This window comes from Nonlabens sp. Asnod3-A02 (assembly GCF_045063755.1).
GTDB classification, from domain to species: domain Bacteria; phylum Bacteroidota; class Bacteroidia; order Flavobacteriales; family Flavobacteriaceae; genus Nonlabens; species Nonlabens xylanidelens.
Genome location: NZ_JBEFOC010000007.1, coordinates 1,239,274 through 1,254,237, shown reverse-complemented (window position 1 = coordinate 1,254,237; position 14,964 = coordinate 1,239,274). Strand labels below are relative to the sequence as shown.

Here is a 14,964-nt window from a genome sequence, read left to right as displayed (position 1 = left end):
TTACTAAGCTGTAAAATGAAGTTATTGTTAAACTTTAGAGCAGGCTGAAACTTTTGATAACATCTATTTCTGGTACTGTCTGGTCGGTTATAAAAGAACCTATTGTGTCTATAAGAACAAAACGTATCTCGCCATTTACATTCTTTTTATCATGAGTCATTAACTCTAGCATGTTCTCAATATCCTGCGGGCTAAAGTTAAGATTCATTTTCAGACTTTTATACCAGTCTCCAATTTCGGCAAAATCCGTGTCAGACAGGCCTGCGTGTAAATTACTTAGGTAAGATTCTAGATACAGTCCAGCTGCAATCGCCTCTCCATGTAATAGAGAGTCATGACTGTCGCTCGATAAACAGAAAGATTCTATAGCGTGACCTATAGTATGACCATAATTAAGTGCTTTGCGTGGTCCTTTTTCAAAAGGGTCGCTTTTTACTACATCACTTTTAATAACTGCACTTTGATGGATAAGTTTATCAAACGTTACAGAATAATAATCTGCACCTACGTCTTTCATGTTTTTCCAGTAATCACGGTCTGCAATGAGTCCGTGTTTAAACATCTCGATAGAACCATTGAGCAACTGTCTATTATCCAGAGTATTTAAATAAGTAGAATCTATTAAAGTCATAACTGGTGGTACAATAACACCTATTTGATTTTTAAGATGTCCTATGTCCACACCATTTTTTCCACCTATAGCTGCATCTACCATTCCTAAAACAGTAGTAGGTATGTGAATAAAAGAAATCCCTCTTTTAATAGTTGCGGCTATAAAACCACCTAGGTCTGTAATGACGCCACCACCTAAATTAATCATTAGACTATTTCTATCGCAGCCCAGTTCTATCATTGCGTTCCATACACCAGTGCATGTTTCTATGTTTTTAAATTCTTCACCAGCATCTATTTCTATGATTTCTATACGTGCTTCAGTTTCTATTTGAGGCATTAAAACCGGATAGCAATTTTGCATCGTATTCTCGTCTACAAGAATAAAAATACAGCTAGGTTTCTTCTTTGCTATAAATTTATTGAGTTGTATATAAGATTCTTCCTTAAAATGTATGCTGTAAGATGAGTTTGTTATAGAATTCATTAAATGATAGTATTGTGATATTGTGGTGATTCCGCTTTCGCGAAAGCGAAATATAAATAATTATTTAATCTCTTTACTAAGAATTATCAAAAGTACCATCTATATGATTAACTAAATCGATTTCGGAATTATATTTGCCACATGAATGAAAATCCTTTTAACAATACGGCAAATGCCTTTTCTTTAAAATCTGATAAAGATCTAAAGAAAGCACATTTTATATTCAGTTCTATGTCAAAACCCTGGTTAGTGAATTTGGGTTCTAAGGCTACCATGCTTGCCTTAAAATGGCACTTACCTGTAAAAGGTATTATACGAGATACTGTTTTTCAACAATTTTGCGGTGGTACGACAGACGAAGAGTGTATGCCTTTAGTTGGTAAAATGTTTGAAAAAGGGGTGAGTTCAATTCTAGATTATTCTGTAGAAGGAAAAGAGAACGAGGCCGATTTTGACGCAGTGGTAGGGAAGAAGCTTACCTTAATTCATATGGCTAGTGAGAATAATGCCTTACCCTTTGAAGTAGTAAAGCCTACTGGAATAGGACGTTTTTACATATGGCAAAAAATAACAGAGAATCAAGTACTAACTCCAGATGAACAAGCCGAGTGGGAGCGCATATATAATCGAGTAGATTTATTGTGTAAAACAGCGGTGGATAATGATATTTCTTTACTTTTTGACGGTGAAGAAACATGGATGCAGGATGCAGCAGATGAGTTGATCGGTGAGATGATGCAAAAATATAACCATGGTAAAGCTTATATCTATAATACGGTGCAGTGTTACCGTCATGATAGATTAGAGTATATTATGGAGCTTTATGAACATGCAAAGGCTCATAATTACATAGTAGGGGCAAAAATAGTACGTGGTGCTTATATGGAAAAAGAACGTCATAGAGCTGCTCAGGAAAACTACCCTAGTCCTATTTGTGAAAGTAAAGAAGCAACTGACGACATGTTTAATAACGTGATGCATTTTATTCTAGATAGACTAGATGTTATTAAATTATGCATAGGTACTCATAATGAGCTGAGTACTTTAAATGCTATGAAGGTGCTCACAGAGAACGAAATTGAACCTAATACTACAGATGTGTGGTTCGGACAGTTATACGGTATGAGTGATAACTTAACCTTTAATCTTGCGGCTTTGGGTCATAATACGTTTAAGATATTGCCATTCGGTCCTATAGAAGATGTGATGCCTTACTTAATAAGAAGAGCACAAGAAAACACCTCTGTAGCAGGGCAGACTGGTAGAGAGCTTACTTTAATAAAACAAGAAATGAAAAGAAGAGGAATTTCTTAGTCTTAATTCATTTACTGACTAAGAACTTTTTCTACTCTTACAAATCGTTCACAATTTCTAACCCATAAACTAGTGTTTGCTAGTTCTTCTCTACCAGAGATGTGGTAGAAATTACAGGGTATGGTATCGGTATTTGATTTAGAAAAATCTACTTTACCATATTTTAAAATTAGTTGAATGGTAAGTGTATCTAGTTTACGATCGGTTAACATCGTGCGTATTTCTGGAGAGAATCTTATGGCATTCTTTTTACGTATGTCGTTGATAACACGATCTTCTGGTAACCAGGTACATTGTGTGCGTTTTCCTGTTAGAAAAAAGAGTAAGAATACTATTCCTATAGCAAAACCACCACCGTAAAATCCAAGTCTTTGTATAAATTTCATACTTCGTTTAAAAGATCAACAAATTTACGTCGCTATATGGCAAATTATACCATTCACCTACAGATTTATTAGTTACAATACCGTGATATAGATAAATACCACATTTAAGACCTTTATCCATACGTATGGCATGCTCTATACCGCCATCGTCTGCCATGTTGAGTATATACGGTGTGAATATGTTACTTAACGCAATGCTGGCTGTTTTTGAGTATCTAGCGGGAATATTAGGAACACAGTAATGAGTAACGCCTAATTTGTTAAAGGTAGGTTGTGCATGACTAGTAATTTCACTGGTCTCAAAACAACCTCCCATATCTATACTTACATCTATAATTATGGCACCTTTTTTCATGTTTTCTACCATAGGTTGGGATACGACCACTGGTGTTCTATTCTCGCCGCTTAATGCTCCTATGGCAACATCGCAACGTCTTAACGCTTTAGAAAGATACTTAGGTTGTATAGTAGATGTGTAAAGCTGCTGGCTTATATTATTTTGTACGTTACGTAACTTAGATATAGAATTATCAAATAATTTTACACTAGCGCCTAATCCTAAGGCAGTTCTAGCAGCAAATTCTCCTACTACACCAGCACCCAGTATTACGACGTCTACGGGCGGTACACCTGTAATATTGCCAAAGAGATGACCTGTACTGTTCTCTCCTGTAGATAAAAGCTCTGACGCTAGAAGAATCGAGGCGATACCAGATATTTCACTTAATGCATTAACTGCAGTAAATCTGCCTTCATCATCTGTTATAAATTCATAGGCTAGAGCTGTTATCTTCTTTTCAGCTAGTTTATTAAAGTAATTTTGATCGCGTGTTTTTAATTGTAAAGCAGATATTAAAACCGTTTGCGGTTTCATTAATTTTATCTCTTCTAGAGATGGAGGTGCTACCTTTAAAATAGTAGGGCAGGAGAATACTTTTGCGGTATCTGTAGTGATTTTTGCTCCGGCGTTGCTATAATCTTTGTCAGAGAAATTACTAGCAGTTCCAGCTCCTTTTTCTATAATAATACGATGTCCATGTGCACAAATAGCGGCAACGGCATCAGGAGTTAAGCATATTCTTTTTTCTTGATGTTGCGTTTCCTTCGGTATACCTATAAACAACTCCTTTTTAGTACGCTTAATTTCAAGACGTTCTTCCTGCGGTATGAGTTGGTCCTTAGTAAAAGGTGTAGAGATAGTAGGCATGAGAATAAATTATTTATTATTTGAACCAGCGATCACTAGGTTTTTTTACACTTTCTTCTATTTCACTTATATCGATACCATGTATTTTATCGAATATTTTTAAACGTGCTAAATATGTTAAGGATAGAGAAAAAATAACAACTGGGACTACAAAGTAAAGTTCTCCAGAGTCTATATAATTATTTGAAAAATCTAAAAGACTATAAATTTGGAACACGTATAAGCTAATAGGTATTAATATAGTATGATACCACCAGTGTTTACAAGTTAAAAACCAAAGAAGTAATAATACTAAAGGTACTAGTTTTTGAAAAAATGTCCATGATGCCATTAATCTATTACCATCAAATGATTTTGATAATGCTTTAAAGAAACTTAAATCCCATAACCAGTCTGGTAGAGCCTCATAATAGTAGAAAGCATAAGGTAAAATAGCCATACTTATCGCTACCATACTTCCTACAGCAATGCTACCTTTACCTCTTTGAAATGTTTTCTTTATGGACATAAATGTGTTAAATTTAAAAAGCTCACTGCAAGTAAATGTAGTGAGCTTTATACTTATGATCCAAATTAAATTTTATCCGTGCTTAGGAACTTTAAATTTGGCCATGTAACTTCTTTCGATTTTTTTCGATTTAGTTTCTTTAGTTGATTCTGGTTGAAACTGTACAGCTGCACCAGCTAGAGAAACACTGAAAATTGCTAATAATGCTAACGCTTTGATTGACTTGTTGTTCATAATGTAGGGTTTAAGTAAATAAGTGACAGCAATTTACAAACGATATCCAAAAAGGTAATAGCTTTTTTTTGTTTTTTCGTTCAATCACTTTTTTATTCTATCTAACACCTATTTTAGATAAAAGGGGTAGTTAATTACTTACGAAAGTTACATTGTTTTAACAGTTTTTTAATCAATAAAAGTAATTTCTCTAGTCTCAGGATCTAATATATTTATTTTTACCTTCTGATAATCAGATAATAATGAAATCGATATTTCTGGCCATTCGATCAGACAAAATGCATCATTTTCTAGATAATCTTCAAAACCGATATCAAACAATTGATTAGTATTTTCTATTCGATATAAATCAAAATGATAAATTTTATTTTCTCTTCCAGAGTGCTGATTAACGATACTAAAGGTCGGAGAGGTGATTTCTCCCTCTACACCTAGCTCTCGACAAACGGATTTTATCAATGTAGTTTTACCTGCTCCCATAGGTGCGTCAAATAAAATTACTTTTGATTTTGATCTTTTTAAAATCTCTCGTGCGATACGATCTATTTCTTCTAATTTATATTTCATTTTCTTCTATCTAGGTTCATAAACAGCAAACGGTATCAACATCTCTTCTAGTGATACACCACCATGCTGATAAGTGTTTCTATAATAACTTACATAATGGTTATAGTTATTAGGATAGGCAAAGAATAAATCACCCTTAGCAAAAATGAAACTGCTGCTCATATTTATTTTAGGTAGCTTGATAGAGCTAGGATCTGTTGCGGCTAGTACGTCTTTTGATTCATAGGATAAACTACGACCTGTTTTATACCTTAAATTCAAACTTGTATTCTTATCACCTATAACTTTGCTAGGTGAAGTTACATTAATAGTACCGTGGTCGGTAGTAAGAATAAGTTTAAAACCTAATTCTTGTCCTCTTTGTATAATATCTAGTAGGGGAGAGTTTTTAAACCAGCTCAATGTTAATGAGCGGTAACTCTTATCATTACTTGCTAACTCTTTAATTACTTCCATCTCTGTTTTAGAATGAGATAGCATGTCTACAAAATTATAAACGACCACAGTTAGGTCGTTGTCTTTTTGAGACTTAAAATTATCTGCTAGTTTGCGACCATTGTTTTCATTAGTTATTTTGTGGTATTGGTGCTTAATGTTTAAGCCTAGTCTTTTTAATTGTGCGATAAGAAAAGCGTTTTCATGCATGTTTTTTCCGCCATCATCTGTATCGTCTAGCCATAAGTCTGGATGACGTTTTTTCATGTCTTCTGGCATTAATCCAGAAAAAATAGCATTTCTAGCATATTGAGTAGCAGTAGGTAGAATAGAGCAGTAGGCTTCCTCTTCCAGTTTTTTGTAATGGTTATTAATTAAATTTTCAAAAACCTTAAATTGATCGTACCTCAGGTTATCCACTACTACCAGTAAAACCGGCTCTTTTTCTTTAAGATGTGGAACAACTCTCTTTTTAAACAAATCGTGACTCAAGGTAGGGTTACTCTCATGACCGTCAAACCAGTCTGGATAGTTCTTATCAATAAATTTACAGAACTGCTGATTTGCCTCGTTCTTCTGAGCAGTTAGTATGTCGAACATTCCAGAATCATCTACATCTTCCAGTTCTATTTCCCAATAAATTAATCTTTGATACAATTGTACCCATTCTTCATAACTATTAATCATGGACATGTCCATAGCTATCTTACGGAATTCTCTCTGGTAGTCGCTGGTTGTTTTATCGTTAACCAGTCTAGAATGATCTAGATTCTTCTTAACGGCGAGTAATATTTGATTAGGGTTTACAGGCTTAATCAAATAATCTGCAATTTTAGAACCTATTGCTTCTTCCATGATATATTCTTCTTCACTTTTAGTGATCATGATGACAGGAAGTTGCGCTTGCTTCTCTTTTATTTCATGTAAAGTCTCCAATCCAGTAAGACCAGGCATGTTTTCATCTAGAAAAATTAAATCATATCTATTTTCTTCTATCGCTTCTAACGCTTCAGTACCACTGACTCTTGTGTCTATAGTATATCCTTTTTTCTCTAAAAATATTATATGAGGTTTGAGTAAATCAACTTCATCGTCTACCCATAGTATTTTGATCTCTGCCATATCATTATATTTGTGTTTAAATAGCTGTTCCTTTGAAACTACAGAACAAACTTAAAATATTAAACGATCCTATTTACGGATTTATTTCGATTCCTTCAGAAGAGATCTTTAAAATAGTAGAGCATCCCTACTTTCAGCGCTTGCGCAGGATAACACAAATGGGGTTAAGTTACTTGGTTTATCCAGGTGCGCACCATACTAGATTTCATCATGCACTGGGCTGTATGCATCTTATGCAAAAAGCAGTACAAGTACTTAGGTCTAAGTCTGTTGAGATATCAGATGCAGAGGAAGACGCGCTCTATAAAGCCATTTTATTGCATGACATAGGACATGGGCCATTTTCTCACGCACTAGAATATCAAATAGTTAATGGTGTCACTCATGAAGAATTGTCGTCCTATTTCATGAATCATTTGAATAATGAATTTAACGGTAGTTTAACTCTTGCTATTCAAATATTTAAGGGAGAATATCATCGTCCTTTTATGTTAGAATTAATTTCTAGTCAGCTAGACATGGATAGGCTAGACTATCTCAAAAGGGATAGTTTTTATACAGGTGTTGCCGAGGGTAATATAAATAGCCAGCGATTAATTACCATGTTAAACGTTGTGAATGACCAGTTAGTGGTAGAAGAAAAGGGACTTTATAGTGTAGAGAACTTTTTATCAGGACGTAGATTGATGTACTGGCAGGTGTATCTTCACAAGACAGGTATAGGAGCAGAGCATTTATTACAATCTGTTATTAAGCGTATCAAAGAATTGATAGAAAAGAATATACCGGTAGAGCTGCCTAAAAATCTAGAATATTTTATTAAAACGGATCAGGTAGATTTTGTAAATAATACAGATGATCTAGAAAGATTTGCTTCACTTGATGATTCTGATATTATTGCAACATTGAAATTGGGTAAAGATCATGAAGATTTTGTTCTTAGTGAACTTTGCCATATGATTTTAAACAGGCAATTGTTAAAAATTAAATTCAGTAATAAGCCTATTTCAGAAAACAAAGTTGCTAAACATCTTAAAAACCTGATGTCCTATCGCAATCTTTCTGCGCATGAAGCGTCTTATTTTGTTTTCTCTGGTGTTGTTGTTAATCTCGCTTACGCGAAAGCGAAACCTATTCAAATATTAAATAAAAAAGGAAAATTGACAGAATTAATCAAGGCTGGTAAAGAAGATAGCTTTAAAGCATTACTTAAAGAAGTAAGAAAATATTACTGTTGCTATCCTAAGCTACAAGATTGATATAAATTAGTACTTTTGCGGTAATGAAATTTAACATTAAACAAATAGCCGAAATCCTTGAAGGAACTATTGAAGGTGATTCAAGTGTAGAGGTCAGTAAACTGTCCAAAATAGAAGAAGGTACCACTGGTAGTTTGAGCTTTTTATCAAATGCAAAGTATACACCTTACTTATATACGACAGAAGCGAGTGCAGTAATAGTTAATAAAGACTTTATTGTAGAGCAACCTGTATCATGTTCTTTGATAAGGGTGGAGGACTCCTATAATGCATTTTCAAAACTTTTAGAGTTTTACCAAATGGCCAAAATGAATAAACAAGGCATTGAACAACCTAGTTTTATTGATGAAACGGCAACTTATGGTGATGGCTTGTATCTTGCGGCTTTTAGTTACGTAGGCGCAAATGTCAAAATCGGTGATAATGTAAAGATATTTTCTAACGTTAATATAGGTAGCAACGTGACTATAGGTGATAATTCTATTATCCATGCAGGTGCAAACATTATGTCTGACACAGTAATGGGTAAGAATGTGGTGATAAATTCAGGTTGCGTTATAGGCGCAGATGGTTTTGGTTTCGCACCTAATAAAGATGGTACTTTTAAAAAAGTACCTCAAATAGGGAATGTTGTTTTAGAAGATAACGTAGACGTGGGTGCTCTTACTACTATAGATAGAGCTACTTTAGGAAGTACTATTATAAAAGCAGGTGTAAAGCTGGATAATCAAATTCAGGTAGCGCACAATGTAGAGATAGGTGAGAATACAGTGATCGCAGCACAAACCGGTATAGCAGGTTCTACTAAAATAGGTAAGAATTGTAAAATAGGTGGTCAGGTAGGTATAGCTGGACACATAGTTATAGAAGACTTTGTAAATATACAGGCGCAAAGCGGTATAGGTAGAAGATTAAAAGAAGGAGAGACCGTACAAGGTTCGCCAGCATTTGATTTTGGTGACTGGAATAGGTCTTACGTTTTATTTAAGAATTTTAGAAAAATAGAATCAAGAATTTCAACTCTTGAAAAAAAATAATAGCATAAATGACGGTAACAGAATTTAAGCAGACCACGATTAAAAATGAAGTGACCTTATCTGGTGTAGGATTGCACACAGGTAAAGAAGTAACGTTAGTTTTTAAGGCAGCCCCAGAGAATCATGGTTATGCATTTCAACGTGTAGATCTAGAAGGAAGTCCCATTATTGAAGCATCTGCAGCATACGTGACAGATACTAAAAGAGGTACTACACTAGATAAAAGAGGTGTGCAAATAAACACTTGTGAACATGTACTGGCGGCATTAGTAGGTCTAGAAATAGATAACTGTTTAATAGAGATAGACAGTAGTGAACCACCTATTATGGATGGTTCTTCAAAATTCTTTATTGAAGCTCTAGAAAAAGCAGGTAAAATTGAACAAGAGCAATTTAGAGAAGAATATGTAATCAAAGACATCATCTCTTATAAAGATGAAGAGACTGGGAGCGAGATCATGATCATGCCTTCAGACTCTTACCAGATTACAGCTATGGTTGATTTTGGTACTAAAGTATTAGGTACTCAAAATGCGACTCTAAACAAAATTTCAGATTTTAAAGAAGAAATCTCTAGTTCTAGAACATTTAGTTTTCTTCATGAAATAGAAATGCTTTTAGAACATGGTCTTATAAAAGGTGGCGATCTTAACAATGCTATCGTTTATGTAGATAAAGAACTTTCTGAAAAAACTACAGAGAGCCTTAAAAAAGCATTTAATAAAGATAACATTACCATTAGACCTAATGGAATTCTAGATAACCTAGAACTGCATCATCCTAATGAAGCGGCACGTCATAAATTACTTGATGTGATAGGTGATCTTGCTCTTACAGGTTATAGAATTAGAGGTAAGGTAATAGCTACTAAACCTGGACATTTTGTGAATACTCAATTTGCCAAAAAGTTAGCTAAAATCATTAAAAAAGATATTAAAGATAACGTGCCACAAGTGGATATTAATCAAGAACCACTTATGGATGTTGTAAAAATAATGGAGGTTTTACCACATAGACCACCATTTCTTTTAATCGATAAGATTTTTGAACTATCGGACAGTCATGTTGTAGGTTTAAAAAATGTAACGATGAATGAGCCATTCTTCGTAGGACACTTTCCAGGGCAACCAGTTATGCCAGGTGTTCTTATAGTAGAAGCAATGGCACAAACTGGTGGTATTTTAGTTTTAAGTACCGTACCAGATCCAGAGAACTATCTAACTTTCTTTATGAAAATGGATAATGTTAAGTTTAAAAGAAAAGTATCTCCTGGTGATACACTTATATTTAAATGTGATTTAATATCTCCTATAAGAAGAGGTATTTGTCACATGCAAGCTTATGCTTATGCAAATGGTATTCTTTGTGCCGAGGCTGAGTTGATGGCACAAATTTCAAAAGTTAAATAATGAATCAACCACTAGCATACGTACATCCAGGCGCTAAAATCGCCAAAAATGTAGTCATAGAGCCTTTTACTACCATTCATAACGATGTAGTTATAGGTGAAGGCACATGGATAGGATCAAACGTGACCATAATGGAAGGTGCTCGTATTGGGAAAAATGTAAGTATTTTTCCTGGTGCAGTAATAAGTGCCATCCCTCAGGACAAGAAGTTTGAAGATGAAGATACAGTAACAATAATAGGAGATAACACTACTATTAGAGAGTGTGTTACTATTAATAGAGGTACTTCAGATAGAATGAAAACCGTAATCGGTAAAAATTGTTGGATTATGGCATATTGCCATATTGCTCATGATTGTATCGTAGGTGATAACTGTATATTTTCTAACAACAGTACTCTAGCAGGACATATTACTGTAGGAGACTATGTTGTATTAGCAGGTATGGCAGCAGTGCAACAATTCTGTCAGATAGGTAGTCATGCCTTTGTAACAGGTGGTTCTTTGGTACGTAAAGATGTACCACCATTTGTAAAAGCAGGTCGTGAACCTTTAAGTTATGTGGGTATCAATTCTGTAGGATTGCGTAGAAGAGGATTTGACCTTGAAAAAATACGCGAAATTCAAGATATTTACAGAATTTTATATCAAAAAAATTATAACGTCTCCCAAGGTGTAGAAATCATTGAGGCAGAGATGAGCGCAACTCCAGAGCGTGACGAAATATTAGAATTTATTAAAAACACAAAGCGAGGTATCATGAGAGGATACATCAGCAAACAATAAGATATGGCAAGTACAAGCGACATTAGAAAAGGATTATGTATTCATTATAATCACGATATTTATAAAATAGTAGAGTTTCTTCATGTAAAACCTGGAAAAGGACCTGCTTTTGTAAGAACAAAGTTAAAATCTATTACTACAGGAAAAGTTATTGATAATACTTTTTCTGCAGGACATAAGATTGAAGATATACGTGTAGAAACACAAGCTTTTCAATTTCTTTATCAAGATCAAGAAGGATATCACTTCATGAATACAGAGACTTATGAGCAAATACAGCTTCAAGAATCTGTACTAGATGCACCTGGTTTACTTAAAGAAGGTGAGGTTGTTAAAATTCAAATCAATACAGAAGATGATTCTCCATTATCTGTAGACATGCCTCAATACGTAGTGTTAGAAGTAACAGCTACAGAGCCTGGTTTAAAAGGTAACACAGCTACTAATGCATCAAAACCTGCAACAGTAGAAACTGGAGCAGAGGTTATGGTACCACTTTTTATCAACGAAGGTGACATCATTAGAATTGATACTGAAAAAGGGAACTATCACGAAAGAATGAAAAAATAAGTGAAGTTCACTAAAACATATCCGCTTTCTGAAATCGCTACAATCATCGATTGTAAATACGTCGGTGATGCTTCATTTCCTGTTCAAGGTATGAATGAAATTCACGTGGTTACAGCTGGTGATATTGTTTTTGTGGATCACCCTAAATACTATGATAAGGCGTTAGAAAGTGCGGCTACCATAGTATTAATTAACAAAGAAGTAGACTGCCCAGACGGTAAGGCTTTACTTATTTCTGACGATCCGTTTAGAGATTTTAATAAGTTAACACAATATTTTGCTCCTTTTTCCGCTTTCGCGAAAGCGGAATCCAATCCACCTATAATAGGAGAAGGAACGATTGTGCAACCTAATGCCTTTTTAGGTAACGATGTTGTAGTGGGTAAAAACTGTATCATACATAGTAATGTATCGATAAATGACAGATGTATTTTAGGAGATAATGTTATTATACATTCTGGAACAGTTTTAGGAGCAGATGCTTTCTATTATAAACGTAGACCAGAAGGTTATGATAAATTACTAAGTAATGGACGCGTGGTAATAGATGACCATGTAGAAATAGGTAGTTTATGTACTATAGATCGTGGTGTCAGTGGTGATACTACTATAGGTTATGGAAGTAAAATCGATAACCAAGTACATATAGGTCATGATACCGTATTAGGTAAGCATGTTCTAGTAGCCAGTCAGACCGGTATTTCTGGTTGTGTGGTGATAGAAGATGAAGTCAAAATATGGGGTCAGGTAGGTATACGTAGTGACATACGATTAGGCAAAGGATGCGAGATAATGGCACAAAGTGGTGTCTCAAAAGATGTTCAACCAGGTGATGTACTTTTCGGCTCACCAGCTTCAAATGCTAAAGTAAAGTTTAGAGAGCTGGCTGCTATAAGAATGTTACCTAACTTTATCAAAAATAAATAGATGTCAGCAGCAGCTAAGAAAATAGTAAAAGGCTTTTTAGATTCAGATGTTTTTGTAGATCCCAAAGAATTTGGCGAATTCATACATCCAGATTTTATCATGCATTGGCACGCCAGTTCTGGATATAGAGAATTTGATTATAAAGATTATCTAAGACTTACAGAAGCAGTATCTTCTTCTTATGTAAGTACAAGATCTGAGGTGTCACATTTGTTAAGTGAAAAGGACGAAGTAGTGGCTCGATTTACAGTGTTCGTAAAAACACTAGAAAATCCTCAAGAAGAAATACCAGTAGGCTATTTTATCTCTATCTTTAGGCTTTCAGAAAATAAAATCATAGAAGTATACCAGACTAGTCATACTAGTTAATAAAATATAAATAGAAACTCAACTTAAATATATATAAATGAGCGTTTTAGTAAACAAAGATTCTAAAATAATAGTACAAGGTTTCACTGGTAGTGAAGGTACATTCCACGCAGGTCAGATGATCGACTATGGAACGAATGTAGTAGGTGGTGTTACTCCAGGTAAAGGAGGACAAGAACATTTAGGAAAACCAGTTTTTAACACCGTACAAGAAGCTGTTGAGAAAGCAGGAGCAGATGTAACAATCATCTTTGTACCACCAGCTTTTGCAGCTGATGCTATTAAAGAAGCTGCTGATGCAGGAATTAAAGTAATTATTACAATTACTGAAGGTATTCCAGTAGCAGATATGGTTAAAGCTGCAGATTATATTAAAGATAAAAATTGTCGTTTAGTAGGTCCTAACTGTCCAGGTGTAATTACTCCAGGTGAAGCAAAAGTAGGTATCATGCCAGGTTTTGTATTCAAAAAAGGAAAAGTAGGTATCGTTTCTAAATCAGGTACACTTACTTATGAAGCATCTGACCAGGTTGTAAAACAAGGTTATGGTATTTCTACTGCTATAGGTATAGGTGGTGACCCAATCATAGGTACTACGACTAAAGAAGCTGTAGAGCTTTTCATGAATGACCCAGAAACTGAAGCTATCGTTATGATAGGTGAAATAGGTGGACAGTTAGAAGCTGATGCTGCAAAATGGATCAAAGAAACTGGTAACAAAAAACCTGTTATAGGTTTTATCGCTGGTGAAACTGCTCCTGCAGGTCGTACTATGGGACACGCTGGTGCTATAGTAGGTGGTTCTGAAGATACTGCTCAAGCTAAAAAAGCTATTATGAAAGAATGTGGAATCCACGTAGTAGATTCTCCAGCTGAAATAGGTAAAAAAGTTGCTGAAGTTTTAGCATAAATTTTATTGAGCCAGAATAATTATTATTCATTTCGTGGATAATAATTATTTTGGCTTTTTATATTAAACCAACTACTTATGAAATTATTAGAAGGTAAAAACGTAATCATTACCGGTGCCAGTCGTGGTATAGGTAAAGGGATTGCACAAGTATTTGCACAACATGGTGCAAATATAGCTTTCACATATGCCAGTTCTGAAGGTCCAGCTCTAGAATTAGAAAAAGAACTTACTGCGGCTGGTGTAAAGGCAAAGGCTTACAAAAGTAACGCTGCCGATTTTACACAATCTCAAGAATTAGTAGATGCTGTTAGTAAGGATTTTGATAGTATAGATGTACTTATCAATAACGCAGGTATCACTAAGGATAATTTATTAATGAGAATTAGTGAAGACGACTTTGATAAAGTGATAGAAGTAAATCTTAAGTCTGTTTTTAACATGACTAAAGCTGTACAACGTACCATGTTAAAGCAACGTAAAGGTAGCATTATTAACATGAGTAGTGTGGTAGGTGTTAAAGGTAATGCTGGACAGACTAACTATGCTGCCAGTAAAGCTGGTATCATAGGTTTTAGTAAATCTGTAGCACTAGAATTAGGTTCTCGTAATATACGTTGTAACTCGATAGCCCCAGGATTTATAGAAACTGAAATGACTGGTGCTCTTAATGAAGAAACAGTACAAAGCTGGAGAGATGCCATTCCACTTAAACGTGGTGGTACTCCAGAAGACGTTGCAAACGCTTGTGTTTTTCTAGCTAGTGATTTATCTGCATACGTTACAGGTCAGACACTTAACGTGGATGGCGGAATGCTAACATAAT

Annotated in this window: 17 protein-coding genes; 10 read left to right on the top strand and 7 right to left on the bottom strand. The window is 34.8% G+C overall.

The features are described from left to right. Positions 1 to 34 precede the first annotated feature (34 nt). Positions 35 to 1,099, bottom strand: a complete 1,065-nt coding sequence (aroB, locus tag ACJJVN_RS09160; RefSeq protein WP_405377894.1) for a 3-dehydroquinate synthase — start codon at positions 1,097 to 1,099, stop codon at positions 35 to 37. 141 nt (positions 1,100 to 1,240) lie between these two features. On the opposite strand from aroB, the gene ACJJVN_RS09155 reads away from it, so the two are divergent. Continuing rightward, on the top strand, positions 1,241 to 2,413 hold the full coding sequence (locus ACJJVN_RS09155) for a proline dehydrogenase family protein (protein WP_405377893.1): 1,173 nt from the start codon (positions 1,241 to 1,243) through the stop codon (positions 2,411 to 2,413). An 11-nt stretch (positions 2,414 to 2,424) separates the two neighbouring features. On the opposite strand, the gene ACJJVN_RS09150 is transcribed toward ACJJVN_RS09155, so the two are convergent. The 6 genes from ACJJVN_RS09150 to ACJJVN_RS09125 all read right to left on the bottom strand — a co-directional run bounded on the left by ACJJVN_RS09150 (position 2,425) and on the right by ACJJVN_RS09125 (position 6,872). Then, positions 2,425 to 2,799 carry a hypothetical protein gene (locus tag ACJJVN_RS09150; RefSeq protein WP_104514934.1) on the bottom strand — a complete coding sequence of 125 codons (375 nt, stop codon included), beginning with the start codon at positions 2,797 to 2,799 and terminating at the stop codon, positions 2,425 to 2,427. Positions 2,800 to 2,806: 7 nt separating this feature from the next. Next, positions 2,807 to 4,006, bottom strand: a complete 1,200-nt coding sequence (locus ACJJVN_RS09145; protein WP_104514933.1) for an alanine dehydrogenase — start codon at positions 4,004 to 4,006, stop codon at positions 2,807 to 2,809. A gap of 16 nt (positions 4,007 to 4,022) precedes the next feature. Then, positions 4,023 to 4,514 (bottom strand): hypothetical protein, encoded by a 492-nt coding sequence (locus ACJJVN_RS09140; protein ID WP_405368635.1) that lies wholly within the window; start codon positions 4,512 to 4,514, stop codon positions 4,023 to 4,025. A gap of 72 nt (positions 4,515 to 4,586) precedes the next feature. Beyond that, complete coding sequence (locus ACJJVN_RS09135; protein WP_405368633.1) at positions 4,587 to 4,748, bottom strand: hypothetical protein; 162 nt, start codon at positions 4,746 to 4,748, stop codon at positions 4,587 to 4,589. A 168-nt stretch (positions 4,749 to 4,916) separates the two neighbouring features. Next, complete coding sequence (tsaE, locus tag ACJJVN_RS09130) at positions 4,917 to 5,315, bottom strand: tRNA (adenosine(37)-N6)-threonylcarbamoyltransferase complex ATPase subunit type 1 TsaE (protein ID WP_405368631.1); 399 nt, start codon at positions 5,313 to 5,315, stop codon at positions 4,917 to 4,919. Between the two features lie 6 nt (positions 5,316 to 5,321). Beyond that, on the bottom strand, positions 5,322 to 6,872 hold the full coding sequence (locus ACJJVN_RS09125) for a bifunctional response regulator/alkaline phosphatase family protein (RefSeq protein ID WP_104514930.1): 1,551 nt from the start codon (positions 6,870 to 6,872) through the stop codon (positions 5,322 to 5,324). Between the two features lie 32 nt (positions 6,873 to 6,904). Between ACJJVN_RS09125 and ACJJVN_RS09120 the strand changes: the two genes are divergently transcribed. From ACJJVN_RS09120 to fabG, 9 genes are all read left to right on the top strand, one after another. Next, positions 6,905 to 8,131 carry an HD domain-containing protein gene (locus ACJJVN_RS09120; RefSeq protein ID WP_405377892.1) on the top strand — a complete coding sequence of 409 codons (1,227 nt, stop codon included), beginning with the start codon at positions 6,905 to 6,907 and terminating at the stop codon, positions 8,129 to 8,131. Between the two features lie 23 nt (positions 8,132 to 8,154). Next, complete coding sequence (gene lpxD / locus ACJJVN_RS09115) at positions 8,155 to 9,168, top strand: UDP-3-O-(3-hydroxymyristoyl)glucosamine N-acyltransferase (RefSeq protein WP_405377891.1); 1,014 nt, start codon at positions 8,155 to 8,157, stop codon at positions 9,166 to 9,168. 8 nt (positions 9,169 to 9,176) lie between these two features. Beyond that, entirely contained in the window at positions 9,177 to 10,577 is a 1,401-nt protein-coding gene (locus ACJJVN_RS09110) for a bifunctional UDP-3-O-[3-hydroxymyristoyl] N-acetylglucosamine deacetylase/3-hydroxyacyl-ACP dehydratase (RefSeq protein WP_104514927.1), read from the top strand. Further along, on the top strand, positions 10,577 to 11,362 hold the full coding sequence (gene lpxA / locus ACJJVN_RS09105; protein WP_104514926.1) for an acyl-ACP--UDP-N-acetylglucosamine O-acyltransferase: 786 nt from the start codon (positions 10,577 to 10,579) through the stop codon (positions 11,360 to 11,362). Before ACJJVN_RS09110 ends, lpxA begins: the two co-directional genes overlap by 1 nt. Positions 11,363 to 11,365: 3 nt before the next feature. Next, the gene (efp, locus tag ACJJVN_RS09100; RefSeq protein ID WP_405368626.1) at positions 11,366 to 11,932 is read left to right on the top strand and encodes an elongation factor P; all 567 of its coding nucleotides are present in this window, start codon (positions 11,366 to 11,368) and stop codon (positions 11,930 to 11,932) included. Continuing rightward, the gene (locus ACJJVN_RS09095; RefSeq protein WP_405377890.1) at positions 11,933 to 12,859 is read left to right on the top strand and encodes a UDP-3-O-(3-hydroxymyristoyl)glucosamine N-acyltransferase; all 927 of its coding nucleotides are present in this window, start codon (positions 11,933 to 11,935) and stop codon (positions 12,857 to 12,859) included. Further along, the gene (locus tag ACJJVN_RS09090) at positions 12,860 to 13,228 is read left to right on the top strand and encodes a nuclear transport factor 2 family protein (RefSeq protein WP_104514923.1); all 369 of its coding nucleotides are present in this window, start codon (positions 12,860 to 12,862) and stop codon (positions 13,226 to 13,228) included. Between the two features lie 37 nt (positions 13,229 to 13,265). Then, complete coding sequence (gene sucD, locus ACJJVN_RS09085) at positions 13,266 to 14,138, top strand: succinate--CoA ligase subunit alpha (protein WP_104514922.1); 873 nt, start codon at positions 13,266 to 13,268, stop codon at positions 14,136 to 14,138. A gap of 78 nt (positions 14,139 to 14,216) precedes the next feature. After that, the gene (gene fabG / locus ACJJVN_RS09080) at positions 14,217 to 14,963 is read left to right on the top strand and encodes a 3-oxoacyl-[acyl-carrier-protein] reductase (RefSeq protein WP_104514921.1); all 747 of its coding nucleotides are present in this window, start codon (positions 14,217 to 14,219) and stop codon (positions 14,961 to 14,963) included. Position 14,964: the final 1 nt, after the last annotated feature.

Coding starts and splice junctions, on each gene's coding strand:
- aroB (WP_405377894.1), bottom strand. CDS start 1,099: ATGAATTCTATAACAAACTCATCTTACAGCATACATTTTAAGGAAGAA.
- ACJJVN_RS09155 (WP_405377893.1), top strand. CDS start 1,241: ATGAATGAAAATCCTTTTAACAATACGGCAAATGCCTTTTCTTTAAAA.
- ACJJVN_RS09150 (WP_104514934.1), bottom strand. CDS start 2,799: ATGAAATTTATACAAAGACTTGGATTTTACGGTGGTGGTTTTGCTATA.
- ACJJVN_RS09145 (WP_104514933.1), bottom strand. CDS start 4,006: ATGCCTACTATCTCTACACCTTTTACTAAGGACCAACTCATACCGCAG.
- ACJJVN_RS09140 (WP_405368635.1), bottom strand. CDS start 4,514: ATGTCCATAAAGAAAACATTTCAAAGAGGTAAAGGTAGCATTGCTGTA.
- ACJJVN_RS09135 (WP_405368633.1), bottom strand. CDS start 4,748: ATGAACAACAAGTCAATCAAAGCGTTAGCATTATTAGCAATTTTCAGT.
- tsaE (WP_405368631.1), bottom strand. CDS start 5,315: ATGAAATATAAATTAGAAGAAATAGATCGTATCGCACGAGAGATTTTA.
- ACJJVN_RS09125 (WP_104514930.1), bottom strand. CDS start 6,872: ATGGCAGAGATCAAAATACTATGGGTAGACGATGAAGTTGATTTACTC.
- lpxD (WP_405377891.1), top strand. CDS start 8,155: ATGAAATTTAACATTAAACAAATAGCCGAAATCCTTGAAGGAACTATT.
- ACJJVN_RS09110 (WP_104514927.1), top strand. CDS start 9,177: ATGACGGTAACAGAATTTAAGCAGACCACGATTAAAAATGAAGTGACC.
- lpxA (WP_104514926.1), top strand. CDS start 10,577: ATGAATCAACCACTAGCATACGTACATCCAGGCGCTAAAATCGCCAAA.
- efp (WP_405368626.1), top strand. CDS start 11,366: ATGGCAAGTACAAGCGACATTAGAAAAGGATTATGTATTCATTATAAT.
- ACJJVN_RS09090 (WP_104514923.1), top strand. CDS start 12,860: ATGTCAGCAGCAGCTAAGAAAATAGTAAAAGGCTTTTTAGATTCAGAT.
- sucD (WP_104514922.1), top strand. CDS start 13,266: ATGAGCGTTTTAGTAAACAAAGATTCTAAAATAATAGTACAAGGTTTC.
- fabG (WP_104514921.1), top strand. CDS start 14,217: ATGAAATTATTAGAAGGTAAAAACGTAATCATTACCGGTGCCAGTCGT.